Origin of the sequence: Sphingobium sp. Z007, from assembly GCF_900013425.1 — a bacterium.
GTDB lineage: Bacteria > Pseudomonadota > Alphaproteobacteria > Sphingomonadales > Sphingomonadaceae > Sphingobium.
Map to the genome: position 1 here is coordinate 1,086,725 of NZ_FBXK01000005.1, position 25,210 is coordinate 1,111,934.

22 protein-coding genes and 1 tRNA gene are annotated in these 25,210 nt (G+C 63.3%); 16 read left to right on the forward strand and 7 right to left on the reverse strand.

From position 1 onward, the window contains the following. Positions 1-780 carry an SDR family NAD(P)-dependent oxidoreductase gene (locus CEQ44_RS13205; RefSeq protein WP_088182148.1) on the reverse strand — a complete coding sequence of 260 codons (780 nt, stop codon included), beginning with the start codon at positions 778-780 and terminating at the stop codon, positions 1-3. A 103-nt stretch (positions 781-883) separates the two neighbouring features. On the opposite strand from CEQ44_RS13205, the gene CEQ44_RS13210 reads away from it, so the two are divergent. Both CEQ44_RS13210 and CEQ44_RS13215 read left to right on the forward strand, forming a co-directional pair. Next, the gene (locus CEQ44_RS13210) at positions 884-1,780 is read left to right on the forward strand and encodes a LysR family transcriptional regulator (protein ID WP_088182147.1); all 897 of its coding nucleotides are present in this window, start codon (positions 884-886) and stop codon (positions 1,778-1,780) included. A gap of 58 nt (positions 1,781-1,838) precedes the next feature. Continuing rightward, on the forward strand, positions 1,839-2,984 hold the full coding sequence (locus tag CEQ44_RS13215) for a hypothetical protein (protein WP_088182146.1): 1,146 nt from the start codon (positions 1,839-1,841) through the stop codon (positions 2,982-2,984). Here CEQ44_RS13215 and CEQ44_RS13220 read toward each other — a convergent pair. Beyond that, positions 2,969-4,384, reverse strand: a complete 1,416-nt coding sequence (locus tag CEQ44_RS13220) for a short-chain fatty acyl-CoA regulator family protein (protein ID WP_088182145.1) — start codon at positions 4,382-4,384, stop codon at positions 2,969-2,971. The two genes, CEQ44_RS13215 and CEQ44_RS13220, sit on opposite strands and share 16 nt — an antisense overlap. A 137-nt stretch (positions 4,385-4,521) precedes the next feature. Between CEQ44_RS13220 and CEQ44_RS13225 the strand changes: the two genes are divergently transcribed. From CEQ44_RS13225 to CEQ44_RS13260, 8 genes are all read left to right on the forward strand, one after another. After that, positions 4,522-6,054, forward strand: coding sequence for an acyl-CoA carboxylase subunit beta (locus CEQ44_RS13225; RefSeq protein ID WP_088182144.1), 1,533 nt, complete (start codon positions 4,522-4,524; stop codon positions 6,052-6,054). A 109-nt stretch (positions 6,055-6,163) separates the two neighbouring features. After that, positions 6,164-6,601, forward strand: coding sequence for a methylmalonyl-CoA epimerase (gene mce / locus CEQ44_RS13230; protein ID WP_088182143.1), 438 nt, complete (start codon positions 6,164-6,166; stop codon positions 6,599-6,601). Between the two features lie 165 nt (positions 6,602-6,766). Then, on the forward strand, positions 6,767-8,920 hold the full coding sequence (gene scpA, locus CEQ44_RS13235) for a methylmalonyl-CoA mutase (protein ID WP_088182142.1): 2,154 nt from the start codon (positions 6,767-6,769) through the stop codon (positions 8,918-8,920). Continuing rightward, positions 8,920-9,939 carry a biotin synthase BioB gene (gene bioB / locus CEQ44_RS13240; RefSeq protein ID WP_088182141.1) on the forward strand — a complete coding sequence of 340 codons (1,020 nt, stop codon included), beginning with the start codon at positions 8,920-8,922 and terminating at the stop codon, positions 9,937-9,939. The genes scpA and bioB overlap by 1 nt, the downstream gene beginning before the upstream one ends. A gap of 412 nt (positions 9,940-10,351) precedes the next feature. Next, a complete protein-coding gene (locus tag CEQ44_RS13245) occupies positions 10,352-12,352 on the forward strand; it encodes an acetyl/propionyl/methylcrotonyl-CoA carboxylase subunit alpha (RefSeq protein ID WP_088182140.1) in 2,001 nt (666 codons plus the stop codon). Positions 12,353-12,442: 90 nt separating this feature from the next. Next, positions 12,443-12,814, forward strand: coding sequence for a tRNA-binding protein (locus CEQ44_RS13250; protein ID WP_088182139.1), 372 nt, complete (start codon positions 12,443-12,445; stop codon positions 12,812-12,814). A 95-nt stretch (positions 12,815-12,909) separates the two neighbouring features. Next, the gene (locus CEQ44_RS13255) at positions 12,910-14,499 is read left to right on the forward strand and encodes an MFS transporter (protein ID WP_088182138.1); all 1,590 of its coding nucleotides are present in this window, start codon (positions 12,910-12,912) and stop codon (positions 14,497-14,499) included. A 14-nt stretch (positions 14,500-14,513) separates the two neighbouring features. Then, a complete protein-coding gene (locus CEQ44_RS13260) occupies positions 14,514-14,663 on the forward strand; it encodes a DUF2256 domain-containing protein (RefSeq protein WP_088182137.1) in 150 nt (49 codons plus the stop codon). A 171-nt stretch (positions 14,664-14,834) separates the two neighbouring features. Here the strand turns inward: CEQ44_RS13260 and CEQ44_RS13265 are convergent, their stop codons facing one another. Together CEQ44_RS13265 and CEQ44_RS13270 are read right to left on the reverse strand one after the other, a co-directional pair. Then, complete coding sequence (locus tag CEQ44_RS13265; RefSeq protein ID WP_088182225.1) at positions 14,835-16,007, reverse strand: acetyl-CoA C-acetyltransferase; 1,173 nt, start codon at positions 16,005-16,007, stop codon at positions 14,835-14,837. A gap of 47 nt (positions 16,008-16,054) precedes the next feature. Beyond that, on the reverse strand, positions 16,055-17,143 hold the full coding sequence (locus tag CEQ44_RS13270; protein WP_254913658.1) for an alpha/beta hydrolase: 1,089 nt from the start codon (positions 17,141-17,143) through the stop codon (positions 16,055-16,057). Here CEQ44_RS13270 and phaR point away from each other — a divergent pair. From phaR to proS, 3 genes are all read left to right on the forward strand, one after another. Further along, positions 17,142-17,756 carry a polyhydroxyalkanoate synthesis repressor PhaR gene (gene phaR, locus CEQ44_RS13275; RefSeq protein WP_088182136.1) on the forward strand — a complete coding sequence of 205 codons (615 nt, stop codon included), beginning with the start codon at positions 17,142-17,144 and terminating at the stop codon, positions 17,754-17,756. The two genes, CEQ44_RS13270 and phaR, sit on opposite strands and share 2 nt — an antisense overlap. A gap of 3 nt (positions 17,757-17,759) precedes the next feature. Then, the gene (locus tag CEQ44_RS13280) at positions 17,760-18,101 is read left to right on the forward strand and encodes a hypothetical protein (RefSeq protein ID WP_088182135.1); all 342 of its coding nucleotides are present in this window, start codon (positions 17,760-17,762) and stop codon (positions 18,099-18,101) included. Between the two features lie 90 nt (positions 18,102-18,191). After that, the gene (proS, locus tag CEQ44_RS13285; protein WP_088182134.1) at positions 18,192-19,718 is read left to right on the forward strand and encodes a proline--tRNA ligase; all 1,527 of its coding nucleotides are present in this window, start codon (positions 18,192-18,194) and stop codon (positions 19,716-19,718) included. A gap of 390 nt (positions 19,719-20,108) precedes the next feature. Here the strand turns inward: proS and hslU are convergent, their stop codons facing one another. Then, the gene (gene hslU / locus CEQ44_RS13290) at positions 20,109-21,410 is read right to left on the reverse strand and encodes an ATP-dependent protease ATPase subunit HslU (protein ID WP_088182133.1); all 1,302 of its coding nucleotides are present in this window, start codon (positions 21,408-21,410) and stop codon (positions 20,109-20,111) included. A gap of 104 nt (positions 21,411-21,514) precedes the next feature. Then, the gene (hslV, locus tag CEQ44_RS13295) at positions 21,515-22,081 is read right to left on the reverse strand and encodes an ATP-dependent protease subunit HslV (protein WP_088182132.1); all 567 of its coding nucleotides are present in this window, start codon (positions 22,079-22,081) and stop codon (positions 21,515-21,517) included. 177 nt (positions 22,082-22,258) lie between these two features. On the opposite strand from hslV, the gene CEQ44_RS13300 reads away from it, so the two are divergent. Further along, the gene (locus CEQ44_RS13300; protein ID WP_088182131.1) at positions 22,259-22,447 is read left to right on the forward strand and encodes a hypothetical protein; all 189 of its coding nucleotides are present in this window, start codon (positions 22,259-22,261) and stop codon (positions 22,445-22,447) included. Positions 22,448-22,451: 4 nt separating this feature from the next. On the opposite strand, the gene CEQ44_RS13305 is transcribed toward CEQ44_RS13300, so the two are convergent. After that, positions 22,452-22,580: an entericidin A/B family lipoprotein gene (locus CEQ44_RS13305; protein ID WP_088182130.1), complete on the reverse strand. Its 129-nt coding sequence runs from the start codon at positions 22,578-22,580 to the stop codon at positions 22,452-22,454. Positions 22,581-22,715: 135 nt separating this feature from the next. Here CEQ44_RS13305 and CEQ44_RS13310 point away from each other — a divergent pair. Both CEQ44_RS13310 and CEQ44_RS13315 read left to right on the forward strand, forming a co-directional pair. Further along, a tRNA-Val gene (locus CEQ44_RS13310) sits at positions 22,716-22,790 on the forward strand. 116 nt (positions 22,791-22,906) lie between these two features. Next, the gene (locus CEQ44_RS13315; protein WP_088182129.1) at positions 22,907-25,132 is read left to right on the forward strand and encodes a S9 family peptidase; all 2,226 of its coding nucleotides are present in this window, start codon (positions 22,907-22,909) and stop codon (positions 25,130-25,132) included. Positions 25,133-25,210: the final 78 nt, after the last annotated feature.

A 25,210-nucleotide genomic window follows, 5' to 3' on the forward strand; every position in this document is an offset into this window, starting at 1 on the left:
TTAGGCGATCGTGGGCACCATGCCGCCTTCAACCCGGATCGCCGCGCCGTTGGTGGCGGCGGCGAGTGGGCTGGCGAGATAGGCGACCATCGCGCCAACTTCGTCCGCCTCGATCAGCCGCTTGATGAGCGAGAGCGGGCGGAGTTTGGTGAAGAACTCGGCTTCGCGGTCGGCTTCGGAGGCGTCCTTATTGTCCACGACCGAGCGGATGAAGTCCACGATGCCCTCCGAACGGGTCGGGCCGGGCAGCACGCTGTTCACCGTGACGCCGGTGCCGCGCGTATGTTCGGCAAGGCCCCGCGAGATGGCGAGTTGGGCCGACTTGGTCATGCCGTAATGGATCATCTCGGCGGGCGGGAGCAGCCCGCTTTCGCTGGCGATGAAAAGGACGCGGCCCCAATTGTTTGCGAGCATCTGCGGGAAATAATGGCGGGAAAGGCGCGCGCCGCTGACGACGTTGACTTCGAAAATATGGTGCCAGTCTGCGTCGCTGATCTGGCCAAAATCCTTGGCTTCGTAGATGCCCAGATTGTTGACGAGGATGTCGGTTGCGGGAACGGCGGCGATCAGGGCGGCGGCCCCTTCTGCCGTCGCGGGATCGGCGAGGACGGCGTTGACGGGCAGGCCGATCTCGGCGGCGGCGGCGTCTAGCTTGGGCTGGCTGCGGCCGGTTATGGTGACGGCGACGCCCTCCTGCGCCAGGCGTTTCGCGATAGCGAGGCCGATGCCGGCGGTGGAGCCGGTGACGATGGCGGTCTTGCCGGTGAGTTTCAGGTCCATGACTGTTTCCTTGTTGAATGAGACGGCGAACTAGACAGTCAGATAGACTTTTTTCGATTGATGATTAGATTGCGCAGTATCATTTCAGAAGTGCATTGAAATCATGGATAACCGGTTCGGCGACGTCGAAAATTTCCTGATGGTGGCGGGCGAGGGCAGCTTTGCCGCGGCGGCCAAGATATTGCGGCTGACCCCGTCGGCGGTGAGCCGGTCGATCGCGCGGCTGGAGCAGCGGCTGGGCGTGGCTCTGGTGCGACGAACGACGCGGTCGCTGGCGTTGACGCGCGAGGGGCAGGTCTATCACGACAAGATGATCGCGATATTGGGTGACATGATGGACGTGGAAAACAGCCTGAGCAGCGAGGGGCAGGGGCCGCGCGGGTTGTTGCGGATCAACGCTTCGCCGTCCTTCGGCATAGAATGCCTGATACCGATCCTGCCGCGCTTTGCCGAATTGCATCCGGCGGTGACGGTGGACCTGACGTTGACCGACGCGATCGTCGATCTGGTCGAGGAGCGGGCCGATATCGCGATCCGCATCGGGCCGCTGCGCGACACGCGGCTGCGCGCGAAGAAGCTGGGGCATAGCCGGATGGTGCTGGTCGCCAGCCCAGATTATCTGGCGCGGCGGGGGACGCCCGCAACGCCGGACGATCTGGCCGCGCATGAATGTCTGCGGTTCAGCTTTCGCCGGTCAGTGGATAGCTGGCCGTTCCGGGTGAAAGGCAGGCTAGTGCAGCGGCCGGTGCAGGGCAGCTTTTTCGGCAATTCGGGCGAGGTGGTGCGGCGCATGGCGATCGCGGGCGGGGGCATCGCGCGGCATGGGCGGTTTCATGTGGCCAGCGATTTGCGCAAGGGGCGGTTGGTGGAGGTGCTGGCGGAGTTTGATGCGGGGGACGGGGAGGATATTCACGCGCTCTACGCGGCGGAGGATCGCGGCGCAGCAAGGGTGCGGGCCTTTCTGGAGTTTCTGGAGGGGGCGTTGGTGGTGGAGGGGTGAGCGGGGTTGCGCTTTGGCTGTCGGTCCATCAAGTTGTTGAGATCAATGGGAGTTGTCCATGTTCGCTCTTTTGTTGCTGCTGCAATTTCCAAGCGATATCGTCGTAACCGGTCAAAAGCTGGAGCAGGTGCAGGCAGAATGCGCCAAGGGCGGATGTCCGCCGTTGCGCGACGCGCAAGCCACTATTGCGCTAGCCGAAGTCCAATTCCGCGACGGAAACTATCAAAAGGCCAAGGCTCTGCTGGCCGCCGCCGCGTCACGTAACGAGAAATATGCCGCGGAGGCGCCGCGCCCGGTCGCCGCGCTCTATGAAGCCTATGCCACCGTCGCGTTGCACGAAGGCAGCAAGCTGGATTATCGCCGCGCCACGTCCAAACAGGTGCAGACGTTGCGTGAGAACCTGCCCCAGGATGATCCTGCCGTGTTTGCCGCAACGACTGCTTATGGTGACATGTGGATCGAATTGCGTCGTTTCCGCGAAGCGGAGGCTGCGTTCAGCACGGCGGAAAAGTCGGCCGTGGCGTCCGGTCAGGATGGGGCCGCGTTTATCGCGAACATGAAACGTGCCTGGATCAAGTCTGCCATGGGGCAGCGCGAACAGGCTGCACCGATGCTCGACGCATTGGCGCGACGCCCGATCGCGCAACAGGCGTCCTACAGGTCCGCGCTGCGCGTGCTGCGCCTACGCCTGGCGGCGCGGGATGCGGACGGGGCCGAGATCGATCGGCTGGTCAAAGACATCGGTGAAAACCAGAGTGGCGGGCCAGTGCTGATTTCCGCTCCTGCCTATGAGGATGACGCGGTAACCAAGGCGAACAATGCGTCCCGCGCCTTTGACATGACGAATGCGATCGATGTCGGTAGCGCAGAAACGTCCAGCATTCGCTGGGCCGACGTCGGATTTTCCATACGCCCGGACGGGCGCACCGCGGACATTGAGGTGTTGCGCGGAGTGGGAGCCAAGGCCTGGTTGACCCCTGCTCTGCGCCAGATTGCCGCACGGCGCTATTCAACCACCACCGGCGCAGGCAACCAAGGCGCTTATCGCGTCGAACGCTACACGTTGCGTGCGGAATATATGGTGCCCAAAGGCAGCCTGATAGCGCGGCGCGTACCGACCGGCGGATTCGACGTGCTGGACCTCACACAAGCACCCGCCGCGCCGCCGCCAGCGGAACGGGACACCGCTCACCCGATCCAGTAAGGCACGATCTGGCGGTTGTCCGGGTCCACATGGATGGGCCGGTCCGCGGGCGGAAAGGCGCGCTGGTCGCAGCTTTGGCGGGGGCAGAGGCGGCAGGTGATGCCGATGGGGGTGGCGGCCCCTTCCTCCTGCAAATGCAGGCCGTCGGCATAGACGAAGTTGGCGGCGTGGGCGACTTCGCAACCCAGCACCACAGCGTAGCGGCGGGGGGTGCGCTTGTAGCTGCCCGACGGTTTCACCAGCCCCTTGGCCATCGACACATAGCGCACACCGTCGGGGGTTTCGCCCAGTTGCACGTTGATGCGGTCGGGGACAGCGACGGCTTCATGCACGTTCCATAGCGGGCAGGCGCCACCGAAGCGGGCGAATTGCAGGCGAGTGGCGCTGTGGCGTTTGGTGATGTTGCCGGCCATGTCGACGCGGCAGAAGAAGAAGGGGATGCCGCGCAGGCCGGGGCGCTGGAGCGTGGAGAGGCGATGGCAGGCCTGTTCGAAGCTGACGCCGAAGGTGCGGGCGAGCCGGTCTATGTCATGGCGCATTGCGCGCGCCGCTTCGCGAAACGGGGCATAGGGCATGAGCAGCGCGCCGGCGGCGTAATTGCCCAGGCCGATCGCCAGCAGCCGGTCGGCGCCGGGGACCGGCATGGCGGCCTTTGCCACCACGTCGGCGATCACGGCCTGCCCCTCCAGCATCATAAGCTGGTGGGCGAGCATGAACTTGCGGCTTTCGGTGGGCAGGGCGGCATTGACGAACAGCTTCTTGGTGCTGCTGGTGTAGGAGCGCAGCGCACTGTCGGGCGTGTCGGCGATCAGCGTTTCGATGCCGTGGCGGCGGGCCAGCGCTTCGACCAGCATGCCTTCGTCCAGGGTCTGGCCCGCGGTGAAGCTTTCGGCCATGTCTTCGGCCAGGCAGTCGAGGCTGTGGACATAATTGCCCGCTTCATGAAACCAGTCGCGCGCGGCCTCCCAGGGGAGGCGGGCCTGCACTTCATGGTCGTTGGCGATCGCCTCCTCGATCATGTTGATGCGTTCGTTGGCGCGCATATGGGCGTTGTAGAGATCGACATAGCGGGCGGCGAATTCGGGAAATTGCAGGTGCAGCTTCTCGATCCGCTCCGGCTCCATCTGGTTGCCGGGCAGTTCGGGATGGCCCAGCGCATAGGTGAAGGCGCCGAGCAGTTGCTCATCCTCGCGGCTGTCGAAACTGGCCCAGTCGGTGGGAAAGGCGCTGGCGAGCGCGGCCTTGACCTTGGCGGTCAGGGGGCGATCGTCATTTTCCATCTGGCTGAGATAGGATACGGATATGGCCAGCGCCTGCGCCATCGTCGCCTGGTCCATGCGATGGTCCAGGCGGAGTTGGCGCAGGCGCGGTCCTGCGAAGATACGGTTGCCACGTGCCATAAACGGTTCTTAATTTGCGAAGTCGTGATTTGCAAATTAGCAAATTTGCATTTGCGGAAAAAGCGAAAGCCCGCGTAGGGAAGGTTCAAGGCGGCGCCAACGTACATCTGGTGCCGCGAATTCGGAGAGATGCCCGCATGTCGAAGCTCGCCATTATCGAACAGCTCGAGGCCAAGCGCGAAGGCGCGCGCATGGGCGGCGGCCAGCGCCGCATCGACGCGCAGCATGCCAAGGGCAAGCTGACCGCGCGCGAGCGGCTGGACGTACTGCTGGACGAGGATAGTTTCGAAGAGCTGGACATGTATGTCGAGCATAATTGCGTCGATTTCGGCATGGACGAGCAGCATATTCCGGGCGACGGCGTCGTCACTGGATCGGGCACGATCAACGGCCGGCTGGTGTTCGTGTTCAGCCAGGACTTCACGGTTTACGGCGGCGCGGTGTCGGAACGGCACGCGATGAAAATCTGCAAGATCATGGACATGGCGTTGAAGGTCGGCGCGCCGGTGATCGGACTTAACGACAGCGGCGGGGCGCGGATTCAGGAGGGTGTGGCGTCGCTGGCCGGCTATGCCGAGATTTTCCAGCGCAATGTGCTGGCGTCGGGCGTTGTGCCGCAGATCAGCGTCATCATGGGGCCGTGCGCGGGCGGGGCGGTCTATTCGCCCGCCATGACCGACTTCATCTTCATGGTGAAGGACAGCAGCTTCATGTTCGTGACCGGACCGGACGTGGTCAAGACGGTGACGAACGAGGTCGTCAGCCAAGAGGAACTGGGCGGCGCGGTGACGCATACGACCAAGTCCGGCGTGGCGGATGTGGCGTTCGAGAATGATATCGAGGCGCTGCTGGCGGTGCGCGATTTCGTGGATTTCCTGCCCGCGTCTAACAAGGAGCCGGTGCCGGAGCGGCCGACAGCGGACGCATGGGACCGGATCGAACCGAGCCTGGACACGCTGATCCCCGCCAACGCGAACCAGCCCTATGACATGCACGAACTGATCCGCAAGGTGGTGGATGAGGGCGATTTCTTTGAGGTCCAGCCCGCGCACGCCGGGAACATCCTGTGCGGGTTCGGCCGGGTCGAGGGCAAGACGGTGGGCATCATCGCCAACCAGCCGATGGTGCTGGCAGGCGTGCTGGATATCAATTCGTCGAAGAAAGCGGCGCGGTTCGTGCGCTTCTGCGATGCGTTCGAGATACCGATCGTGACTTTTGTCGATGTGCCGGGCTTCCTGCCGGGCACCGCGCAGGAGCATAGCGGCATCATTAAGCATGGCGCGAAGCTGCTGTTCGCCTATGCCGAGGCGACGGTGCCGAAGATTACGGTCATCACGCGCAAGGCCTATGGCGGGGCGTATGACGTCATGTCGTCCAAGCATCTGCGCGGCGATTTGAACTATGCCTGGCCGACCGCGGAGATCGCGGTGATGGGCGCGAAGGGCGCGGTCGAGATCATCTTCCGCGGCAAGACCGCGGACGAGATCGCCGAGCGGACGGCAGAATATGAGGGGCGCTTCGCCAATCCGTTCGTGGCGGCGAGCAAGGGCTTTATTGACGAGGTGATCCAGCCGCATTCGACGCGGCGGCGGATCGCGCTGGGGCTGCGGAAGCTCAAGAATAAGAGCCTGGAGAATCCGTGGAAGAAGCATGACAATATTCCGCTTTGACGGCCCGAAGGGTCGTCATCCCAGCGAAGGCTGGGATCGCGTGCAGCCAAGTCGGGCCCTGAGGCCTGAGACCCCAGCCGTCGCTGGGGTGACGGATTAGGAAAGCGATATGAAACTCGGCCGTCTCAATCATATCGGCGTCGCGACGCCCAGCCTTGAAAAGAGCATCGCTTATTATCGCGACGTCATGGGGGCGACGATCGCGCATGAACCGTTCGACCTGCCCGCGCAGGGTGTGAAGGTGTGTTTTGTCGATACGCCGGGAGAGAATGGGACGGCGGGGACGCAGATCGAGTTGATCGAGCCGTTCGATGCAAGCTCGCCGATCACGGCCTTCATCGCCAAGAACCCGGCCGGGGGGCAGCATCATATGTGCTATGAAGTGCCCGACATTCTGGAGGCCAAGGCGTGGTTCGAGGCGAAGGGCGCGCGGGTGCTGGGCGAGCCGCGGATCGGGGCGCATGGGACGCCCATCTTCTTCGTGCATCCCAAGGATATGAACGGGGTGCTGACGGAGATTATGGAGACGCCGAAGGGCGGGCATTGAGAATATAACCCTCCCCCCACGGGGGGAGGCAGCGACACTGGGGGCTGCGTAGCAGGCTCTTAGTCGCAGCGGAGAGGAGGCACCCCTCTCCAACTTCGGCTAGGCGGACAAGCCGCCAAGCCTGCGTATCCTCTCCCCCATGGGGAGAGGGAATTGGGATGGAATATGACCGACAAGCCGACGCTGGACCAATGGGCCGCCGCTGCCGCCAAGGAAGTGAAGGGCAAGGATTTGACGTGGCAGACCCCGGAAGGGATTGCCGTCAAGCCGCTCTATACGGCCGAGGACGTGACCGTCGATCCGGGCCTGCCCGGTTTCGCGCCGTTTACGCGGGGCGTGCGCGCGTCCATGTATGCGGGACGGCCCTGGACCATCCGGCAATATGCGGGCTTTTCGACCGCCGAAGAATCCAACGCTTTCTATCGGCGCAACCTCGCTGCCGGGCAGAAGGGCCTAAGCGTCGCCTTCGACCTCGCCACCCATCGCGGCTATGACAGCGACCATCCGCGCGTCACAGGGGACGTTGGCAAGGCCGGGGTCGCGATCGACACGATCGAGGATATGAAAATCCTGTTCGACGGGATTCCGCTCGACAAGATGTCGGTCAGCATGACGATGAACGGCGCAGTGATCCCGATCCTGGCCTTCTTCATCGTCGCGGGCGAGGAGCAGGGCGTCGACCGCAAATTGCTCGACGGGACCATCCAGAACGACATCCTCAAGGAGTTCATGGTCCGCAACACCTATATCTACCCGCCCGAACCATCGATGCGGATCATCAGCGACATTTTCGGCTATACCTCGCGCGAGATGCCCAAGTTCAACAGCATTTCCATTTCCGGCTATCATATGCAGGAAGCGGGCGCGACGCAGGTGCAGGAACTGGCCTTCACTATCGCCGACGGCATGGAATATGTGAAATATGGCGTCGCGTCTGGCCTGGATATCGACAAGTTCGCGGGGCGCCTGAGCTTCTTTTTCGCGATCGGCATGAACTTCTTCATGGAGATCGCCAAGCTGCGCGCCGCCCGCGTGCTGTGGCACCGGGCGATGACGCAGCTGGGCGCGAAGGACGAGCGGTCCAAGATGCTGCGCACCCATTGCCAGACCAGCGGCGTGTCGCTGACCGAACAAGACCCGTATAATAATGTCATGCGCACTACGATCGAGGCGATGGCCGCGATGCTGGGGGGCACGCAGTCGCTGCACACCAATGCGCTGGACGAGGCGATTGCGCTGCCGACCGACTTTTCCGCCCGGATCGCGCGCAACACGCAGATCGTGATCCAGGAAGAAACCGGCATGACCAAGGTGGTCGATCCGCTGGGCGGCAGCTATTATGTCGAGGCGCTGACCCAGCAACTGGTCGATGAAGCCTGGGCGATCATCGAGAAGGTGCAGGCCGATGGCGGCATGGCCAAGGCTGTGGCGGCGGGCTGGCCCAAGGCGATGATCGAAACGGCGGCGGCGGCGCGGCAGGCGCGGGTAGATCGCGGCGACGACGTGATCGTGGGCGTGAACAAATATCGGCTGGCGACCGAGGATTTCCTCGACACGCTGGACATCGACAATGCCAAGGTGCGCGAAGGCCAGATCGCCCGGATCAACAATGTGAAGGCGGAGCGCGATGCGGCCAAATGCGAAGCCGCTTTGCAGGCGCTGCGGGACGGCGCGGCCAAGCCGTCGAGCATCGAGAATAATCTGCTGGCGCTGGCCGTCGAGGCCGCGCGCGCGCGCGCGACGCTGGGCGAGATATCCTCCGCCATGGAGGAGAGTTTCGATCGCTACGGCACCCAGCCGACGCCGGTAAAGGGCGTCTATGCCGCGCCCTATGCCGGCGACAGCCGCTGGCAACAGGTTCTTGACGGCGTGCAGGCCGTCGAGCGGCGCCTCGGTCGCAAGCCCAAACTCCTTGTCGCGAAGATGGGGCAGGATGGGCACGACCGGGGCGCCAACGTGATCGCGTCGGCGTTCGGCGATCTCGGCTTCGACGTGGTGTCGGGGCCGCTGTTCCAGACGCCCGATGAAACCGTGGTATTGGCGTTAGAGAGCGATGTCGATGTGGTGGGCGCGTCGTCTCTCGCCGCGGGGCACAAGACGCTGATCCCCGACCTGATTGCGAAACTGCGCGAAGCGGGGCGGACGGACATCAAGGTGATCGCGGGCGGGGTCATTCCGCCGCAGGATTATGACTTCCTTCGTGACGCGGGGGTCCAGGGCATTTATGGGCCGGGTTCCAACGTCGTGGAGTGCGCGGCCGACGTGCTGCGCCTGCTCGGCCACAACATGCCCCCTGCGGGGATCGAGGAAGCCGCGTAATGAACACCCCCTCCACCTTTACCGCCCGCACCGACTGGACCCGCGGGGAAATCGCCGCACTGTTCGACCTGCCGTTTGGCGACCTGATGTTTGAGGCGCAGTCGATCCATCGCGCGAATTTCCCGCGCAATGAGGTTCAGCTCTCGACTTTGCTGTCTATCAAGACGGGCGGTTGCCCGGAGGATTGCGGCTATTGCAACCAGTCGGCGTCGGCGGAGAGCGGCCTCAAGGCCGAGAAGCTGATGAGTGTGCAGGCGGTGATGCAGGCGGCGGCGCAGGCGAAGGATGCGGGGTCTTCGCGCTTTTGCATGGGCGCGGCCTGGCGCAATCCCAAGGAGCGGGACATGCCCGCCATCGTCCAGATGGTGCAGGGCGTGCGCCAGATGGGCATGGAAACCTGCATGACACTGGGGATGCTGAGCGAGGGGCAGGCGAAGACGCTGGCCGACGCGGGTCTCGACTATTACAATCATAATATCGACACCTCGCCTGAGCATTATGAGAAGGTGATTACCACCCGGACGTTCGATGACCGGCTGGAAACGCTGGAAAATGTCCGCAATTCAGGCATCAACGTCTGTTCCGGCGGGATCGTGGGCATGGGCGAGACGCGCGAGGACCGGGTTGGGTTTTTGCACGCGCTGGCGGTGCTGCCGACCCATCCTCAGAGCGTGCCGATCAACGCGCTCGTGCCGGTCAAGGGCACGGTGCTGGGCGATATGCTGGCCGACACGCCGCTGGCCAAGATCGATGAGATCGAGTTTGTGCGCACGGTTGCGGTGGCGCGGATCGTGATGCCGGAGTCGATGGTGCGGCTGTCGGCGGGGCGTGAGAGCATGTCGGATGCGTGCCAGGCGCTCTGCTTCATGGCTGGCGCGAACAGCATCTTTACCGGCGACAAGCTGCTGACCACGGCGAATGCGGGCGACAATGCCGACGCGGCGCTGTTCGCGAAGCTGGGTGTGGTGCCGATGCAGGCCGACGTGAAGGTTGCGATGGAGGCTATGGCGGCGGAATGAGTTTTACTCTCACCTCCGTCACCCCGGACCTGATCCGGGGTCCTGCTTTCGCGCTACCGTCGGGCTGGAAGAAAGCGGGATGCCGGATCAAGTCCGGCATGACTTGTTGAGATAAGTTGGGCGTATGACTGGCGGCAAAGTCATCGCTCTTTCTTGGGTGACTTTTGCTGCGCTTGTTCTGAGCGGCGGATCGGCTTGGTTCGGTTGGTATGTTGCTGCGCCTGTTCTGCTTCTGTGGCTGATGGGCGTCTATTTCACTCTTCGGCGGAAACATTCTCGCTGACACACAATACCCGTTTGCCCTGAGCTTGTCGAAGGGCCGCACTTCTTTTCGAAGTGAAGGACGGGGCTTCGACAGGCTCAGCCCGAACGGGGTGAGAGGACTTTGAGTAGGACTGGGACAGGGAATAATATGGCAATCACCAAGATCCTGATCGCGAACCGTGGCGAAATTGCGTGTCGTGTCATGCGCACGGCCAAGAAGATGGGCATCAAGACCGTTGCGGTCTATTCCGATGCCGATGCGCGCGCGCCGCATGTGTTGATGGCGGATGAGGCGGTGCATATCGGCCCGTCGCCTGCCGCCCAATCCTATCTGATCGCCGACAAGATCATCGCGGCCTGCAAGCAGACCGGCGCGGACGCGGTGCATCCGGGCTATGGTTTCCTGTCGGAACGCGAGAGTTTCCGTAAGGCGCTCGACGCCGAGGGGATCATCTTCGTCGGGCCGCCTGCCAATGCGATCGCGGCGATGGGGGACAAGATCGAGTCCAAGAAATTGGCGCTGGCCGCGGGCGTCAATGTCGTGCCGGGCTTCGTCGGCGTGATCGACGATACCGAACATGCCGTCCGCATCTCCAACGAGATCGGCTATCCGGTGATGATGAAGGCGTCGGCCGGTGGCGGCGGCAAGGGGATGCGGCTGGCCTATAGCGAGCAGGATGTCCGCGAAGGCTTTGAGGCGACCAAGCGCGAGGGGCTGAACAGCTTTGGCGATGATCGCGTGTTCATCGAGAAGTTCATCGAAAGCCCGCGCCATATCGAAATCCAGATATTGGGCGATCAGCATGGCAATATCGTTTACCTGAACGAACGCGAATGTTCGATCCAGCGCCGCCACCAGAAGGTGGTCGAGGAAGCGCCCTCGCCCTTCGTCACGCCCAAGATGCGCAAGGCCATGGGCGAGCAATGCGTCGCGCTGGCCGCGGCGGTCGGCTATTTCAGCGCGGGGACGGTCGAACTGATCGTCAGCGGCGCGGATACGACCGGGGAGGGCTTCTACTTCCTGGAAATGAACACGCGGCTCCAGGTCGAGCATCCCGTCACCGAGGAAATCACCGGCGTCGACCTGGTCGAACAGATGATCCGTGTCGCCAATGGTGAGAAATTGGCCTTCACGCAGGATGACGTCAAGATCAACGGCTGGGCGATCGAGAACCGCGTCTATGCCGAAGACCCCTATCGCGGCTTCCTGCCGTCCACTGGTCGCCTGATCCGCTATAATCCACCCGAAACCGGTGCGGATGAGAGTGGCGCGCTGATCCGCGTCGATGACGGCGTGGAGGAGGGCGGCGAAGTCTCCATGTTCTACGACCCGATGATCGCCAAGCTCATCACCTGGGCCCCGACGCGGCTAGAGGCGATCGATAAGCAGATCGAGGCGCTGGACAAGTTCGAGATCGAGGGGCCTGGGCATAATATCGATTTCGTGTCGGCGCTGATGCAGCATGAACGCTTCCGGTCGGGCAATATCACCACCGGCTTCATCGCGGAGGAATATCCCGACGGGTTCCAGGGCGCGCCGGCGTCGCCCGAATTGCTCAAGCGACTGTCGGCGATCGGGGCGTTTGCGGCGATGGCGCAGGCCGATCGGGCGCGGCGGATCGACGGGCAGTTGGGCAAGCGGCTCAGCCCGCCGACCGGCTGGCAGGTCAAGATCGGGGACGTGATCCATGATGTCGTGATTGACGGTGACGAGGTCAGCGTGGATGGCGAAGAGATCGACATGGCGCTGGAATATACGCCGGGCGACCGGCTGATCGAGGCGGAGTTTGGCGAAGACGACCTAGCGGTGCGGATCGCGCCGGTGCGGTCGGGCTTTATGCTGACGGCGCATGGGGCCAGTCATAAGCTGCGCATCCTGCCCGCCCATGCTGCGCCGCATGCACAGCATATGATCGAAAAGATTCCGCCCGATCTGTCGCGCTTCCTGATCTGCCCGATGCCCGGCCTGCTGGTCGCGCTGCATGTGGCGGCGGGCGACAAGGTCGAGGCCGGACAGCCGCTGGCAGTGATCGAGGCGATGAAGATGGAGAATATCCTGCGCGCGCAAAAGGCGGGCACGGTCAAGAGCGTGTCGGCTATGCAGGGCGAAAGCTTGGCAGTGGACGCGGTGATATTGGAGATGGAATAAGGGCGCCGCCTGTTCGCTTCGATCGGAGGCGGGGCGCGTTCACGCGAACATGTCTCGACTTCGCTCGACACGAACGGGTAGGGTAGTGTCATGCACCTCTCCCACGACCCCGCCGCCGCCGCGGCACCCATCATCGGCTTTGACGATTTCCTGAAGGTCGACATCCGGGTCGGCACGATCGTTTCTGCAGAGCCCTACCCGGAGGCGCGCAAGCCGGCCTTCAAGCTGCGGATCGATTTCGGTCCGACCATCGGGCAAAAACGGTCCAGCGCGCAGATCACCGAGAACCATGCGCTGGCGGATTTGCCCGGCCGGCAGGTGGCCGCCGTGGTGAATTTCCCGCCGCGCCAGATCGGCAAGTTCATGTCCGAAGTCTTGACGCTCGGCTTTGCGGATGAGGCAGGGGCGGTGATGCTGTTCGCGCCGGACAGGCCGGTGCCGAACGGGGCTCGGCTGTTTTGATCGGGTCCGTCCGCCGCCCACTTGCCGACGGGCGCTGCCGTCGCGCATAGGATGGTGTGGCGTCGATGGGCGCGAGGGCATGACGGGGGATGAGGATGACGGATGCGGTTGGCCACGATTATGTGATCGATGCGAAGCGGGACCGGCTCGTCATAACCGCGTCGGCGCTGGGCACCGTGTTCGAATGGTATGATTTCTATATCTATGGCGTGCTGGCGCCGATCATCGGGCGCACCTTCTTTCCCAGCGACAATCCCACGGTCGAACTGCTATATTCGCTGGCCGGGTTTGCGATCGGTTTCGGTTTTCGGCCGCTGGGGGCCGTATTATTCGGCTATCTGGGCGACAGGCTGGGGCGCAAATATACGTTTCTGGCGACGATCGTGCTGATGGGACTGGCGACGGCGGGGGTGGGGTTGACGCCTTCGGCGGCCAGCATCGGCTGGGCGGCACCGGTGATCCTGATCCTGTTGCGGATCGCGCAAGGGCTGGCGCTAGGCGGCGAATATGGCGGGGCGGCCATCTATGTCGCCGAACATGCGCCGCCGCACCGGCGGGGTTTCTATACCAGCTTCATCCAGGCCGGTGTGATAGGCGGCTTCGTCTTTTCGCTGATCGTCATCGTGGGTACGCAGGCGATCGTGGGCCAGGACGTTTGGGACGCCTGGGGCTGGCGATTGCCCTTTATTTTCTCGCTCGGCCTGTTGGCAATTTCGCTGTGGATGCGGTTGATGCTGCGCGAAAGCCCGGTTTTTCTGGCGATGAAGAAAGCGGGCGCGCAGGCGAAAAATCCGTTGAAGGAAGCCTTCACCGCGCCGGGCAATGTGCGGCGGATGCTGGTGGCGATGATCGGTGTGGCGGCCGGCTTCACGGTGATCGCTTACACCGTGATGTTTCAGGCGCTCAATTTCCTGCAAGGCGGTCTGCATGTGTCGCCGGGGGTGGCGCAATTGCTGGTGGGCGTCAGCGCGCTCGCGGGCGTAGCCTCAATGATCTATTTCGGCCATCTGTCCGATCGGATCGGCCGTCGCAAGCCGATCATGATCGGCTATGGGCTGGTGCTGCTGTTGCTGATGCCACTGTATCAACTGATGGGCGCAACGGCGAACCCGGCCCTGCATGCGGCGGCGGCGCGCGCGCCGGTTGTGGTGAGCGGACCCGATTGCCGTTTCGATCCTTTCGCGAAAGTGCAGCCGACCGTCTGCGGCAAGCTGCTCGACCATTTTTCCAAGCGTGGGATCAGCTACGACAAGCAGCATGCGGAGGCATCGACGGTGGCGGTCGGGGGACATCGGGTTGCAGACCTCAGCCCGGCAGGGCTGGATGCCGCGTTGGCGGCGGGTGGCTATCCGACAGAGCCGGTGACGCCGGATTGGCCCGCGGCGATGATCGTGTTTGGCGCGCTGCTCGTCCTGTGGACGCTGTCGGGGGCGACCTATGGGCCGGTGGCGGCGTTATTGTCGGAATATTTCCCGGCGCGTATTCGCTATAGTTCGTTGTCGATCCCCTATCATATCGGGACCGGATATTTCGGCGGGTTCCTGCCGCTAGTCAGCCAATATATCGTCGCGCGGACGGGCAATCCCTATGCTGGCTTGTGGTACACGCTGGCGATCGTGGCGCTGGCGCTGGTGACGTGCTTGGTCGCGCTACCTGAAACCAAGGATCGCTCGCTCGATGCGTGAAGGGATTTGACGTTATGCCAAACGGGGTTGCCAAACGGGATCTGCCGACCAAGACCTGTCCGACGTGCCAGCGCCCCTTCGCCTGGCGAAAGAAGTGGGAACGGGATTGGGACAATGTCGTCTATTGTTCCGACCGATGCCGGGCGAGCGCGAAGAAGGTGTGAGTTCAGATTGCTGTCGTAAACCTGTAGCCAAGCGTTCCCCGGCGAAGGCCGGGGTCCCGTTCGACGCTGGACTGGACCCCGGCCTTCGCCAGGCAACGCTAAGATAGTATCGACATGAAAAAAGCCGCCGCTCCGGTGGAAGCGACGGCCTTTTTGCAACTCAGCGCGCGATCAGCGTTCGATGCACATGGCGACGCCCATGCCGCCGCCGATGCACAGGGTGGCAAGGCCCTTCTTCGCGTCGCGCTTGGCCATTTCGTAGAGCAGGGTCGTCAGCACGCGGGCGCCCGATGCGCCGATCGGATGGCCAATGGCGATCGCGCCGCCATTGACGTTGACCTTGGATGCGTCCCAACCCAGTTCCTGGCCGACAGACAACGCCTGCGCCGCGAAGGCTTCGTTCGCTTCGATGAGGTCGAGGTCGGCGATCGACCAGCCGGCCTTTTCCAGCGCCTTGCGGCTGGCCGGAGCCGGCCCGATGCCCATGATCGACGGATCGACGCCGCAGGTCGCGAAACCGGCAATGCGGCCCAGGATGGTCGCGCCGCGCTTGGCGGCGGCATCGGCGGTCATCAGCACCAGCGCGGCGGCGCCGTCATTCAGGCCGCTGGCGTTGGCGGCGGTGACGGTGCCGTCCTTTTTGAAGGCAGGCTTCAGCTTTTCCATCGCTTCGATGGTGGCCCCGGCGCGGATATATTCGTCCTGATCGACGATGGTGTCGCCCTTGCGCCCCTTGATCGTGACCGGCACAATTTCGTCGGCGAAGCGGCCCGATGCGCGCGCGGCTTCCGCCTTGTTCTGGCTGGCGACGGCGAAAATATCCTGTGCTTCGCGGCTGATCTGATATTTTTCCGCCAGATTTTCGGCGGTGATGCCCATATGATAATTGTTGAAGGCGTCGGTCAGGCCGTCATGGATCATCGTGTCGATGAGGCTGACATTGCCCATCTTGCTGCCCGCGCGCAGATACTGCGCATGGGGGGCGAGCGACATGCTTTCCTGGCCGCCCGCGACCATGATGTTGGCGTCGCCGGCGCGGATCGCCTGCGCCGCGAGCGCGACAGCGCGCAGACCTGAACCGCACAGCTGATTGAGGCCGATGGCGGTGCGCTCGACCGGGATGCCGGCGTTGACAGCGGCCTGGCGCGCCGGGTTCTGCCCCTGGCCGGCGGACAGCACCTGGCCCAGGATCACTTCATCCACTTCATCGGGCGCGACGCCGGCCTGCGCGAGCGCGGCGATGATCGCCTGGCGGCCCAGTTCGTGCGCGGGGGTCGAGCCGAAGGCACCCATGAAGCTGCCGACGGCGGTGCGCTTGGCGGCGGTAATGACGATGTCTGACAAAGGCCTGATCCTCGATTCCAGTGGTTGTTTTCGCAGGCGCAATAGCATCAACCGCCCTGGCTGGAAAGCCAATGGGACAGCGGTTCCCACAGCGTTTCGCGGGCGCGGCCGCCCACGACCATGCCGACATGGCCAAGCGAAAGGCTGCGTTCTTCGCGCAAGCGAGGGCCGGCGGCGGCAGGCACGATGCGGTCGCTGGTCGATACGATCGACAAGGTGGGACAGTCGAGCGCAGCCGGGTCCACTATGCGGCCATCGATGCGCCATTGGCCCCGTCCGCTGATATTGGCGGCGTAGAATTGGTCGAACAGGTCGCGTCCCGCAGCATAGGTGAGCGGCGCGCCGCCATTGGCCCAGTCCTCCACCGCCAGGAAGGCGCGCTCCGCGTCGGAGCCGGGCGCAGCGTCGGCGAAGGCGGCATATTTCGCGATGGTGCGGGCCGGGTCCATCGCCCAGAAGCCGGACTGCAATATCTCCATCGGGACATAGCCGATCCGCTCGCTCATCGCGCGCGCGCCGTTCCACAGGCCGCCGATCAGTTGCAGATCGGCGGCGGGGAAGGCATCGAACCGCCAGGGCGCGGCGATGGTCGCTACCGCAGGGAAGGCGGCCATGGTTGCTGCGCCCAAAGCCAGGCTGCCGCCCAGGCAATAGCCGACCAGGATCGGCGGGCGGGGCAAGGCGGCCAGCAGCGGCAGCAGCCGTTCGGTGACATGGCCATCGAGGCCGAGCGCGGCGTCCCGCGCTGTCGGCGCGCCCCAGTCGACCAGATGCGCGTCATGCCCTGCTGCAACCATGTGGCGCAGCAAAGACCGGCTTTCAGACAGATCCAGCACGCGGGGCGGATTGATGAGTGAGGGGATGAAAACGACGGGAGAACGGCCGTTTGCAGCGCCATGTTGCAGCAACCGGGCGGGGCCAGCGGCAGCGATGGGACGGGCCGGCGGCGGGGCGGGGGGGCGCGCTGCTTCCTGATATTTGCGCAATCCCTGAAATGCGCGGCGGCGCAGATCAGGATCATTCTCCGTTTCGCGCCATAAAATATTGAGAAAAAGGGGTAAAGGTCGCGGCCCATGTTGCGGTGCGGCATTGCCCTGTGCTATTGCGAGATGTTCAGGTATGGGAGAGGAATCCATGGCCAAATCTAAGACCGTCAATGAATCGGAACCGGTCGTGATCAAGAAGTACGCCAATAGGCGGCTTTATAATACCGAAACTTCGAGTTATATCACGCTCGATCTTTTGTCGCAGATGACGCGGGAAGGGCGCGAGTTCACCGTGGTCGACGCCAAAAGTGGCGAGGACATCACGCATAATGTGCTGACCCAGATCATCATGGAGGAAGAACAGCGCGGCAAGAACATGCTGCCGGTCAACTTCCTGCGCCAGCTGATTTCCATGTATGGCGATTCTATGCAGTCGATGGTGCCGCAATATCTGGAGGCGTCGATGGACGCGTTCCGCAAGAACCAGCAGCAGTTCCAGGAAGCCATGAAGGGCGCCTTTGGCGGCGGTCCCCTGGCCGACATCGCCAAGCGCAACCTGCAGATGTTCGAAGCGGCGGCCAGCGCCTTTGGCAATGGCGTGCCGGGTATGCCGGGTATGCCTGGTATGCCGGGTATCCCCGGCATGACGCCACCGGCCGCGCCCGCCACGCCGGCCGCGACCGATGGTAGCAAGGATGACGAGATCAGCGACCTGAAGGCGCAACTCGCCGCGCTCAACGCCAAGATCGACAAGCTGACCTGACGCATGGCGAAGGCGGACAGACTGGAGCGGCTCGACGTCCGCCGGGAAGAGGTGGAGGCGGAGTATCGCGAGGCGCTGATCGCGGCGCTGCGCGTGACGGCGGGCGGGCAATGGGGCCTGTTCGACCATCAGAAGGACAAGGTTGCGCGCGCGCGTGTCGCGCCCGTTATCGTGGCGCTGGACGCACTGGCGAATGAGATTGACGGGATGCGCGATACACTGGGACTGGAGCCGTTTGCGCTGCACCAGCGCTTCATGGCGGCGCGGGGGCCTGCGGCGGCGGACGCTGTGGGCGAACCCAAGCAGGCCAAGGCCTGGTTGGCGGAGATGGGTGCGGCCGACTAACGACGGCGTCCTGCGGGAAGAGGGGTCGACAGGGACGCTGCCTGTGGCTTATGGCGCGCCATTCCCTTTTTACGTCAGGTTTTCGATCCCGTGAAACACGCCCTTTCCGTCACCCGCGAACAGGATTTTTCCGCCTGGTATCAGGCCGTCATTTCGGAGGCCGATCTGGCCGAGGAAAGCGGCGTGCGCGGGTGCATGGTTATCCGGCCGTGGGGCTATGGCATTTGGGAGCGTATCCAGACGCTGCTCGACGCGCGGATCAAGGCGACGGGGCATGAAAATTGCTATTTCCCGCTGTTCATCCCGCTATCCTATTTCGAGAAGGAGGCCGAGCATGTCGACGGCTTCGCCAAGGAAATGGCGGTCGTCACCCATCACCGGCTGATCCAGAAGGACGGCAAGCTGGTGCCGGACCCCGACGCGAAGCTGGAAGAGCCGCTGGTCGTGCGGCCGACGTCCGAAACGGTGATCGGGGCGGCGTTCAGCCGCTGGGTGCAGTCGTGGCGCGACCTGCCTGTCCTCATCAACCAGTGGGCCAATGTCGTGCGCTGGGAAATGCGGACCCGCATGTTCCTGCGCACCACGGAGTTTCTCTGGCAGGAAGGCCACACCGCCCACGCCACTGTCGCCGAGGCGATGGAAGAGACGATGAAGATGCTGGAAGTCTATCGCAGCTTTGCGGAAGAGTGCGTCGCCATGCCGGTGGTCGCGGGCGAGAAGCCGGAGAATGAACGCTTCCCCGGCGCGGTCGCCACTTATTCTATCGAAGCGATCATGCAGGACGGCAAGGCATTGCAGGCGGGCACTTCGCATTTCCTGGGCACGACCTTCAGCCAGGCGCAGAATATCAAGTTCCAGAACGCCGAAGGGCAACAGGAACTGGCGCAGACGACCAGTTGGGGCATGTCCACCCGGATGATCGGCGGCCTCATCATGGTGCATGGCGACGACGATGGCCTGCGCGTGCCGCCGCGTGTCGCGCCCTATCAGGTCGTCGTCGTGCCGATGCTGCGCGACAATGACGAGGATGCCGCAATCGTTGATTATTGCGCCGACCTGGTGACGCAGTTGAACGGGCTGGACGCGTTCCGCGAACCCGTGCGCGCGCTGCTGGACAAGCGCCCGGCGAAGGCCGCGACCAAGCGCTGGGCCTGGGTCAAGAAGGGCGCGCCGATCGTGATCGAGGTTGGTGGACGCGATGTGGCGGGCGGCAATGTGTCGGTCATCCGGCGCGATCGCCTGTATCGCGAAGATGGCAAGCTGGACAGTCAGATCGTGGCCAAGGGCGATTTCGTGGCCGGCGCGACCGCGATGCTGGACGATATCCAGGCGTCGCTGTTCGCGGACGCCAAGGCGCGTCTGGATGGCAGCATCGATCGGTCGATCGGCGATCTCGATGCGCTGAAAGCCTATTTCAACGCCAGCGCCAAGCCGGGCTGGGCGCTGGTGCAATGGGCCAAGCCGACCGGCGAGGCGCTGGACAAGGTTGTGCAATGGCTCAAGGGCGAGAAGCTGACGCTGCGCAACGTGCCGCTGGATGCTGCGGCGGCGGATGGCACGTGCATCTTTACGGGCGCACCGGCGGTGGAGCGGGTGCTGGTCGGGCGGAGTTATTAACCGTCGGCGGACCCTTGAAAATACGTCCGTTCGCTTCGAGCGTAGTCGAGAAGCCGCAAGCGCTGCGCCCCGTTTCTCGACTACGCTCGAAACGAACGGAGGTGGGTGATGACTATTCGGACGGTGACACGGAGCAATCCGTTAGCTGCATTTCGTACTTCGGATAACGGGGTCGTCATCTGGTGTCATCATTGCCAAAAATGGCACGGCCATGGCCGTGGATCGCCATCCTTTAATATTGAAGATGGTCACCGCTCCGCACATTGCCGAGACAAGGCATCGCCCTTCTTCGGCAACGGCTACTATTTTTCTGTTCTCGGTCCACTGACGCTACGAGCTATGGCTGAGCGCGGTGAATATCTCCCGGTCGCGCTCATCCCAAGCGATGCCTCATAGCACATACTTACTCAAATCCGTGTCGTGTGCGACAGCTGATAGTTGCTTCTCCACATAGGCGCGGTCGATCAGCAGCGTTTCGCCGCGGCGGTCTTCGGCTTCGAAGCTGACGTCCTCCAGCAGCTTTTCCATCACCGTCTGGAGGCGGCGGGCGCCGATATTCTCGATTTCGCTGTTCACGTCGGCGGCGATCTTCGCCACCGCGCGGATGCCGTCGGGGGTGAGGTCGATCGTCACCTCTTCGGTCGCCAGCAGCGCGCGATATTGCGCCACCAGGCTGGCCTTGGTGTCGGAGAGGATCGCGACGAAATCCTCCTCGGTCAGCGCCTTGAGTTCTACGCGGATCGGCAGGCGGCCCTGGAGTTCGGGCAGCAGGTCGCTGGGCTTGGCGACGTGGAAGGCGCCGGACGCGATGAAGAGGATATGATCGGTCTTGAGCGGGCCATATTTGGTGGAGACGGTCGTGCCTTCGATCAGGGGTAGCAGGTCGCGTTGCACGCCTTCGCGGCTGACGGAACCGCCGCGCACGTCGCTGACCGCGATCTTGTCGATCTCGTCGAGGAAGACGATGCCATTCTGTTCCGCGCTGGTGATGGCGGTGCGGGCGACGTCGTCCTGGTCCAGCCGCTTGTCCTGCTCCTCCTCGACCAGCTTGTCCCAGGCGTCGGCAACGCGCATTTTGCGGCGCTTCTTCTGTTGCTGGCCGAACGCCTTCGACATCATGTCGGACAGGTTTATCATGCCCACCTGACCGCCCATGCCGGGGATTTCCATCGGCATGGAGGGGCTGTCGGCGACTTCCACCTCGACCTCGACATCGTTCATCTGATGCGCCTCGATCTTCTGGCGGAACGAAAGCCGGGTGGCCTCGCTCGCTTCCTTGCCAGTGAGCGCGTCAAGCAGGCGGGCCATGGCGGCTTCGGAGGCGGCTTCGCGCACGGCTTCGCGGCGGCGGTCCTTCTCCAGGCGCACGGCTTCCTCGACCAGATCGCGGACGATCTGTTCGACGTCGCGGCCGACATAGCCGACCTCGGTGAATTTGGTGGCTTCGACCTTGACGAAGGGGGCGTCGGCCAGCTTGGCGAGGCGACGGCTGATCTCCGTCTTGCCGCAGCCGGTCGGCCCGATCATCAAGATGTTCTTGGGCGTCACCTCATCGCGCAGGTCCGCGGGGAGGTGCTGGCGCCGCCAGCGGTTGCGCAGCGCTACGGCGACGGCGCGCTTGGCGTCCTGCTGGCCGATGATATGTGCATCAAGGGCGGCGACGATGGCTTTGGGGGTCAGGTTGTCGTTCATGTCGGTCCTTCTCCCCTCCCTTCAGGGAGGGGTCGGCGGAGGGCGTGTCGAGGAGCGCCGTTACAGGCCCTCCCCCTAACTTCTCCCGCAAGCGGGATGGGGATTTAAGAAACGCTATCCAGCGTCTCGATCGTCAGCTGGTCGTTGGTGTAAACGCAGATGTCGGCCGCGACAGCCATCGCTTTGCGGGCGAGGGTTTCGGCGTTGTCCTCATATTCCATCAGCGCACGGGCGGCGGCCAGGGCGTAATTGCCGCCCGAACCGATGGCCGCAACGCCATGCAGCGGCTCCAGCACGTCGCCATTGCCGGTCAGGATCAAGGTCACATCCTTGTCCGCGACGATCATCATCGCTTCTAAATTGCGCAAATATTTGTCGGTGCGCCAGTCCTTGGCCAGTTCGACCGCCGAGCGCATCAACTGGCCGTTAAAGCGCTCCAGCTTGGCTTCGAGCCGTTCGAACAGGGTGAAGGCGTCGGCGGTCGCGCCGGCAAATCCCCCGATCACACTGCCGTCATGCAGGCGGCGAACCTTGCGGGCGTTGGGCTTCATCACGGTCTGGCCCATGGAAACCTGCCCATCGCCAGCGACGACGACCTTTCCATTCTTGCGGACCGACATGATGGTGGTGCCATGCCAGACGGGCATGGAGGAGCTGCGTTGGTCGTTCATGAGCCGGCATATGGGAGGCTGTGCCGTCGCGCGCAAGTCGCCGACGGCGATGGGGCGAAGCGTGTCATTTCGGCGACAATTTTGTTAAAAGCATCAAAGGAACAAATGTCGATCAATTGACATTGTGCATCGCAACATGAATTATCGACGTCCCACATCATGACGGGGAGGACATGCATGACTCTCAAGGCCAGAGCACAGGAAAAGGTCGAGCGCGCGGGCATTTCCAACTATTCGTTCGATCATGACGTGCTGGTGATGTGTGGTGTGCGCTATACGATCGAAGCGTGCGAATGTGGCGAGCCGGATTGCGACGGCGTGCGCCTGCGCAAGAATATGACCGCGATGAGCCGTATCCTTCAATAATCCCTCAGTGCATGGCGTCCTTGCCGGCGCGTCCCACCGATTCGATGTCCCGGCCGACGCCCTGCACCATATTGCAGCCGGCCAGCGTCGTAAGCAGCAGGCTTGCGATCAGCAGGGTGAGGCGTTGGGGCATGAAGGCTGACCTCCGTGATTTGCTGAGGCTGTTATAAAGAATGATCGGCCCGGCTGAAACGCCTTTCGATCAAATCGATGCCCGGATATTGACAGGGCGCGCGGCCGATGCCAAAGGCCGCCTCCTCCTTAAAGGGGGCGCGTAGCTCAGTGGTAGAGCACACCCTTCACACGGGTGGGGTCGCAGGTTCAATCCCTGCCGCGCCCACCATGATCCGGGCGATCATGGCAAGACATATAATTTCCTAGCATTGATCTTTTCTAATGTGTCGCGCTAAATCCGCGCCATCATGCGGCGCGTTCGCGCGCCGACCGGAAAGGACGATCATGCCCCCCTATCTGAAAGCCGGCGCGGCCCTCGGCGCGCTGCTGCTCTTCCCTCTTCCCGCCGGCGCGCAGGAGCAGCTGACGTTGGAGCGCGTCTTCGCCAGCCCCGATCTGGCCGGGCCGCAGCCGCGTGCGCTTAAATTGTCGCCGGACGGATCGCTGGTGACTTTGCTGAAACCCCGCACCGACGAGAAGGAACGGCTCGACCTGTGGGCGATCGACAGCAAGACGGGCGCGGAACGGATGCTGGTCGATTCGAAGAAGACCGGGAGCGGCGCGGAGCTTTCCGAAGCGGAGAAGATGCAGCGCGAGCGCGATCGCTCCGTGGCGGGCAGCACCGGCATCACCAGCTATGACTGGGCGCCGGACGGCAAGAGCCTGTTGGTGCCGGTGGATGGCGACCTGTATCTCGCCGGATTGGACGGGAAGGTGACGCGGCTGACCGATACGCCCGACGGCGAGTTGAATGGCGTGGTCAGTCCCAAAGGCGGCTATGTCTCCTTCGTGCGTGGCGGCAATCTGTTCACCCAGCCGATCGGCGGTGCGGAGCGGCAGGTGACGCAGGGGGCCAGCGACACGATCAGCTGGGGCGTGGCGGAGTTTGTCGCGCAGGAGGAAATGGACCGGCGCACCGGCTATTGGTGGTCGCCCGACGACAGCCGCATCGCAGTGGCGCGGGTCGATGAGAGCCCGGTCGGGATCGTCACCCGCACGGCGATCGGCGGGGAGGGGACGAAGGTCTATCAGCAGCGCTATCCCGCCGCCGGGACGCCCAACGCGATTGTCGACCTGTTCGTGATAAAGCCTGATGGATCGAGCCAAGTGAAGGTCGACCTGGGCGCGGAGAAGGACATTTATATCGCCCGCGTCGATTGGTCGAAGGACGGCAGGACGCTCTATGTGCAGCGCGAGAGCCGGGATCAGAAACGGCTCGACCTGTTGGCGGTTGATCCTGCTACGGGCAAGGCGCGGGTGGTGCTGACAGAGACCGCGAAAAGCTGGATCAACCTGTCGAACAACTTCCATGCTTTGAAAGATGGCAGTTTTCTCTGGTGGTCGGAGAAAAGCGGCCATGGGCATCTGTATCGCGTGAAGGGCGACCGATGGACGGCGCTGACCAGTGGCGACTGGGAAGTACGCGACGTCGTGGGCGTGGATGAGGACAAGGGGCTGGTCTATTTCACCGGCAATCGCGAAACGCCGCTGGAGCAGCAGCTTTATGTGACATCGCTGGGCAGGGCCGGAGAGGCGCGGGCGCTGACGGCCAAGGACTGGTGGAATGACGCAGTGATGGACGGCGCGGCGAGCCGGGTTGTGGTGACGCGCCAGAATAGCGACCAGCCCAAACAGGTCTATCTGGCCGACAGCGGCGGCAAGCAGTTGCAATGGCTGTCGGACAATGCGCTGACGGGCAGTCACCCTTATGCACCCTATGTCGCGGGTCATGCGAAGACGACCTTCGGCACGGTGAAGGCGGCGGACGGGACGACGCTCTATACCAAGATCATGACGCCGAAGATGGAGCAGGGGAAACGCTATCCCGTGTTCATGATCCATTATGGCGGTCCGGGCGGCGGGCGGCAGGTGACCAACACATGGAGCGGCGCGCTGAATCAATATCTGGTGGATCGCGGCTGGATCGTATTTGCGATCGACAATCGCGGCACGCCCGATCGCGGCAAGGCGTTCGAGGATCATCTTTATCGCGCTATGGGAACGGTGGAGGTCGATGACCAGCTGAAGGGGGTGGCGTGGTTGAAAGCTCAGCCGTTCGTCGATCCCAAGCGAATCGCGACCTATGGCTGGTCCTATGGCGGCTATATGTCATTGAAGCTTCTGGAAAAGGCGCCCGGCGTGTTTGCCGCCGCCATTGCGGGGGCGCCGGTGACCAAGTGGCAGCTCTACGACACCCATTATACCGAACGCTATCTGGGCCAGCCGCAGGACAAAGGCAGCGCCTATCCGGGGGCCGGCGCGGTGGATGACGCGGTGAAGATCGCCGATCCGCTGCTGCTGATTCACGGCATGTCCGACGATAATGTCGTGTTCGACAATGCGACCGCGCTGATGGCCAAGATGCAGGGCGCGGCGGTTCCGTTCGAGATGATGGCCTATCCGGGCCAGACCCATCGCGTCGGCGGGCCGGGCGTCAGTGTCCACGTGTGGAAGACGATCGAACATTTCCTGGCCGAACATGCTGGCGGGCCGGACGTGGCTTCGAAATAAAATTGCGCGGGAGTAGGGTTTTGCAGCAGGCAAGCCCTTCTTTCTGGACAATTGTGGCCACATCGCTATGGCGCGCAC

Excerpts from the sequence above, each read along its gene's own strand:
- CEQ44_RS13205 (WP_088182148.1), bottom strand. The coding sequence starts at position 780 with ATGGACCTGAAACTCACCGGCAAGACCGCCATCGTCACCGGCTCCACC.
- CEQ44_RS13210 (WP_088182147.1), top strand. The coding sequence starts at position 884 with ATGGATAACCGGTTCGGCGACGTCGAAAATTTCCTGATGGTGGCGGGC.
- CEQ44_RS13215 (WP_088182146.1), top strand. The coding sequence starts at position 1,839 with ATGTTCGCTCTTTTGTTGCTGCTGCAATTTCCAAGCGATATCGTCGTA.
- CEQ44_RS13220 (WP_088182145.1), bottom strand. The coding sequence starts at position 4,384 with ATGGCACGTGGCAACCGTATCTTCGCAGGACCGCGCCTGCGCCAACTC.
- CEQ44_RS13225 (WP_088182144.1), top strand. The coding sequence starts at position 4,522 with ATGTCGAAGCTCGCCATTATCGAACAGCTCGAGGCCAAGCGCGAAGGC.
- mce (WP_088182143.1), top strand. The coding sequence starts at position 6,164 with ATGAAACTCGGCCGTCTCAATCATATCGGCGTCGCGACGCCCAGCCTT.
- scpA (WP_088182142.1), top strand. The coding sequence starts at position 6,767 with ATGACCGACAAGCCGACGCTGGACCAATGGGCCGCCGCTGCCGCCAAG.
- bioB (WP_088182141.1), top strand. The coding sequence starts at position 8,920 with ATGAACACCCCCTCCACCTTTACCGCCCGCACCGACTGGACCCGCGGG.
- CEQ44_RS13245 (WP_088182140.1), top strand. The coding sequence starts at position 10,352 with ATGGCAATCACCAAGATCCTGATCGCGAACCGTGGCGAAATTGCGTGT.
- CEQ44_RS13250 (WP_088182139.1), top strand. The coding sequence starts at position 12,443 with ATGCACCTCTCCCACGACCCCGCCGCCGCCGCGGCACCCATCATCGGC.
- CEQ44_RS13255 (WP_088182138.1), top strand. The coding sequence starts at position 12,910 with ATGACGGATGCGGTTGGCCACGATTATGTGATCGATGCGAAGCGGGAC.
- CEQ44_RS13260 (WP_088182137.1), top strand. The coding sequence starts at position 14,514 with ATGCCAAACGGGGTTGCCAAACGGGATCTGCCGACCAAGACCTGTCCG.
- phaR (WP_088182136.1), top strand. The coding sequence starts at position 17,142 with ATGGCCAAATCTAAGACCGTCAATGAATCGGAACCGGTCGTGATCAAG.
- CEQ44_RS13270 (WP_254913658.1), bottom strand. The coding sequence starts at position 17,143 with ATGGATTCCTCTCCCATACCTGAACATCTCGCAATAGCACAGGGCAAT.
- CEQ44_RS13280 (WP_088182135.1), top strand. The coding sequence starts at position 17,760 with ATGGCGAAGGCGGACAGACTGGAGCGGCTCGACGTCCGCCGGGAAGAG.
- hslU (WP_088182133.1), bottom strand. The coding sequence starts at position 21,410 with ATGAACGACAACCTGACCCCCAAAGCCATCGTCGCCGCCCTTGATGCA.
- hslV (WP_088182132.1), bottom strand. The coding sequence starts at position 22,081 with ATGAACGACCAACGCAGCTCCTCCATGCCCGTCTGGCATGGCACCACC.
- CEQ44_RS13300 (WP_088182131.1), top strand. The coding sequence starts at position 22,259 with ATGACTCTCAAGGCCAGAGCACAGGAAAAGGTCGAGCGCGCGGGCATT.
- CEQ44_RS13305 (WP_088182130.1), bottom strand. The coding sequence starts at position 22,580 with ATGCCCCAACGCCTCACCCTGCTGATCGCAAGCCTGCTGCTTACGACG.
- CEQ44_RS13315 (WP_088182129.1), top strand. The coding sequence starts at position 22,907 with ATGCCCCCCTATCTGAAAGCCGGCGCGGCCCTCGGCGCGCTGCTGCTC.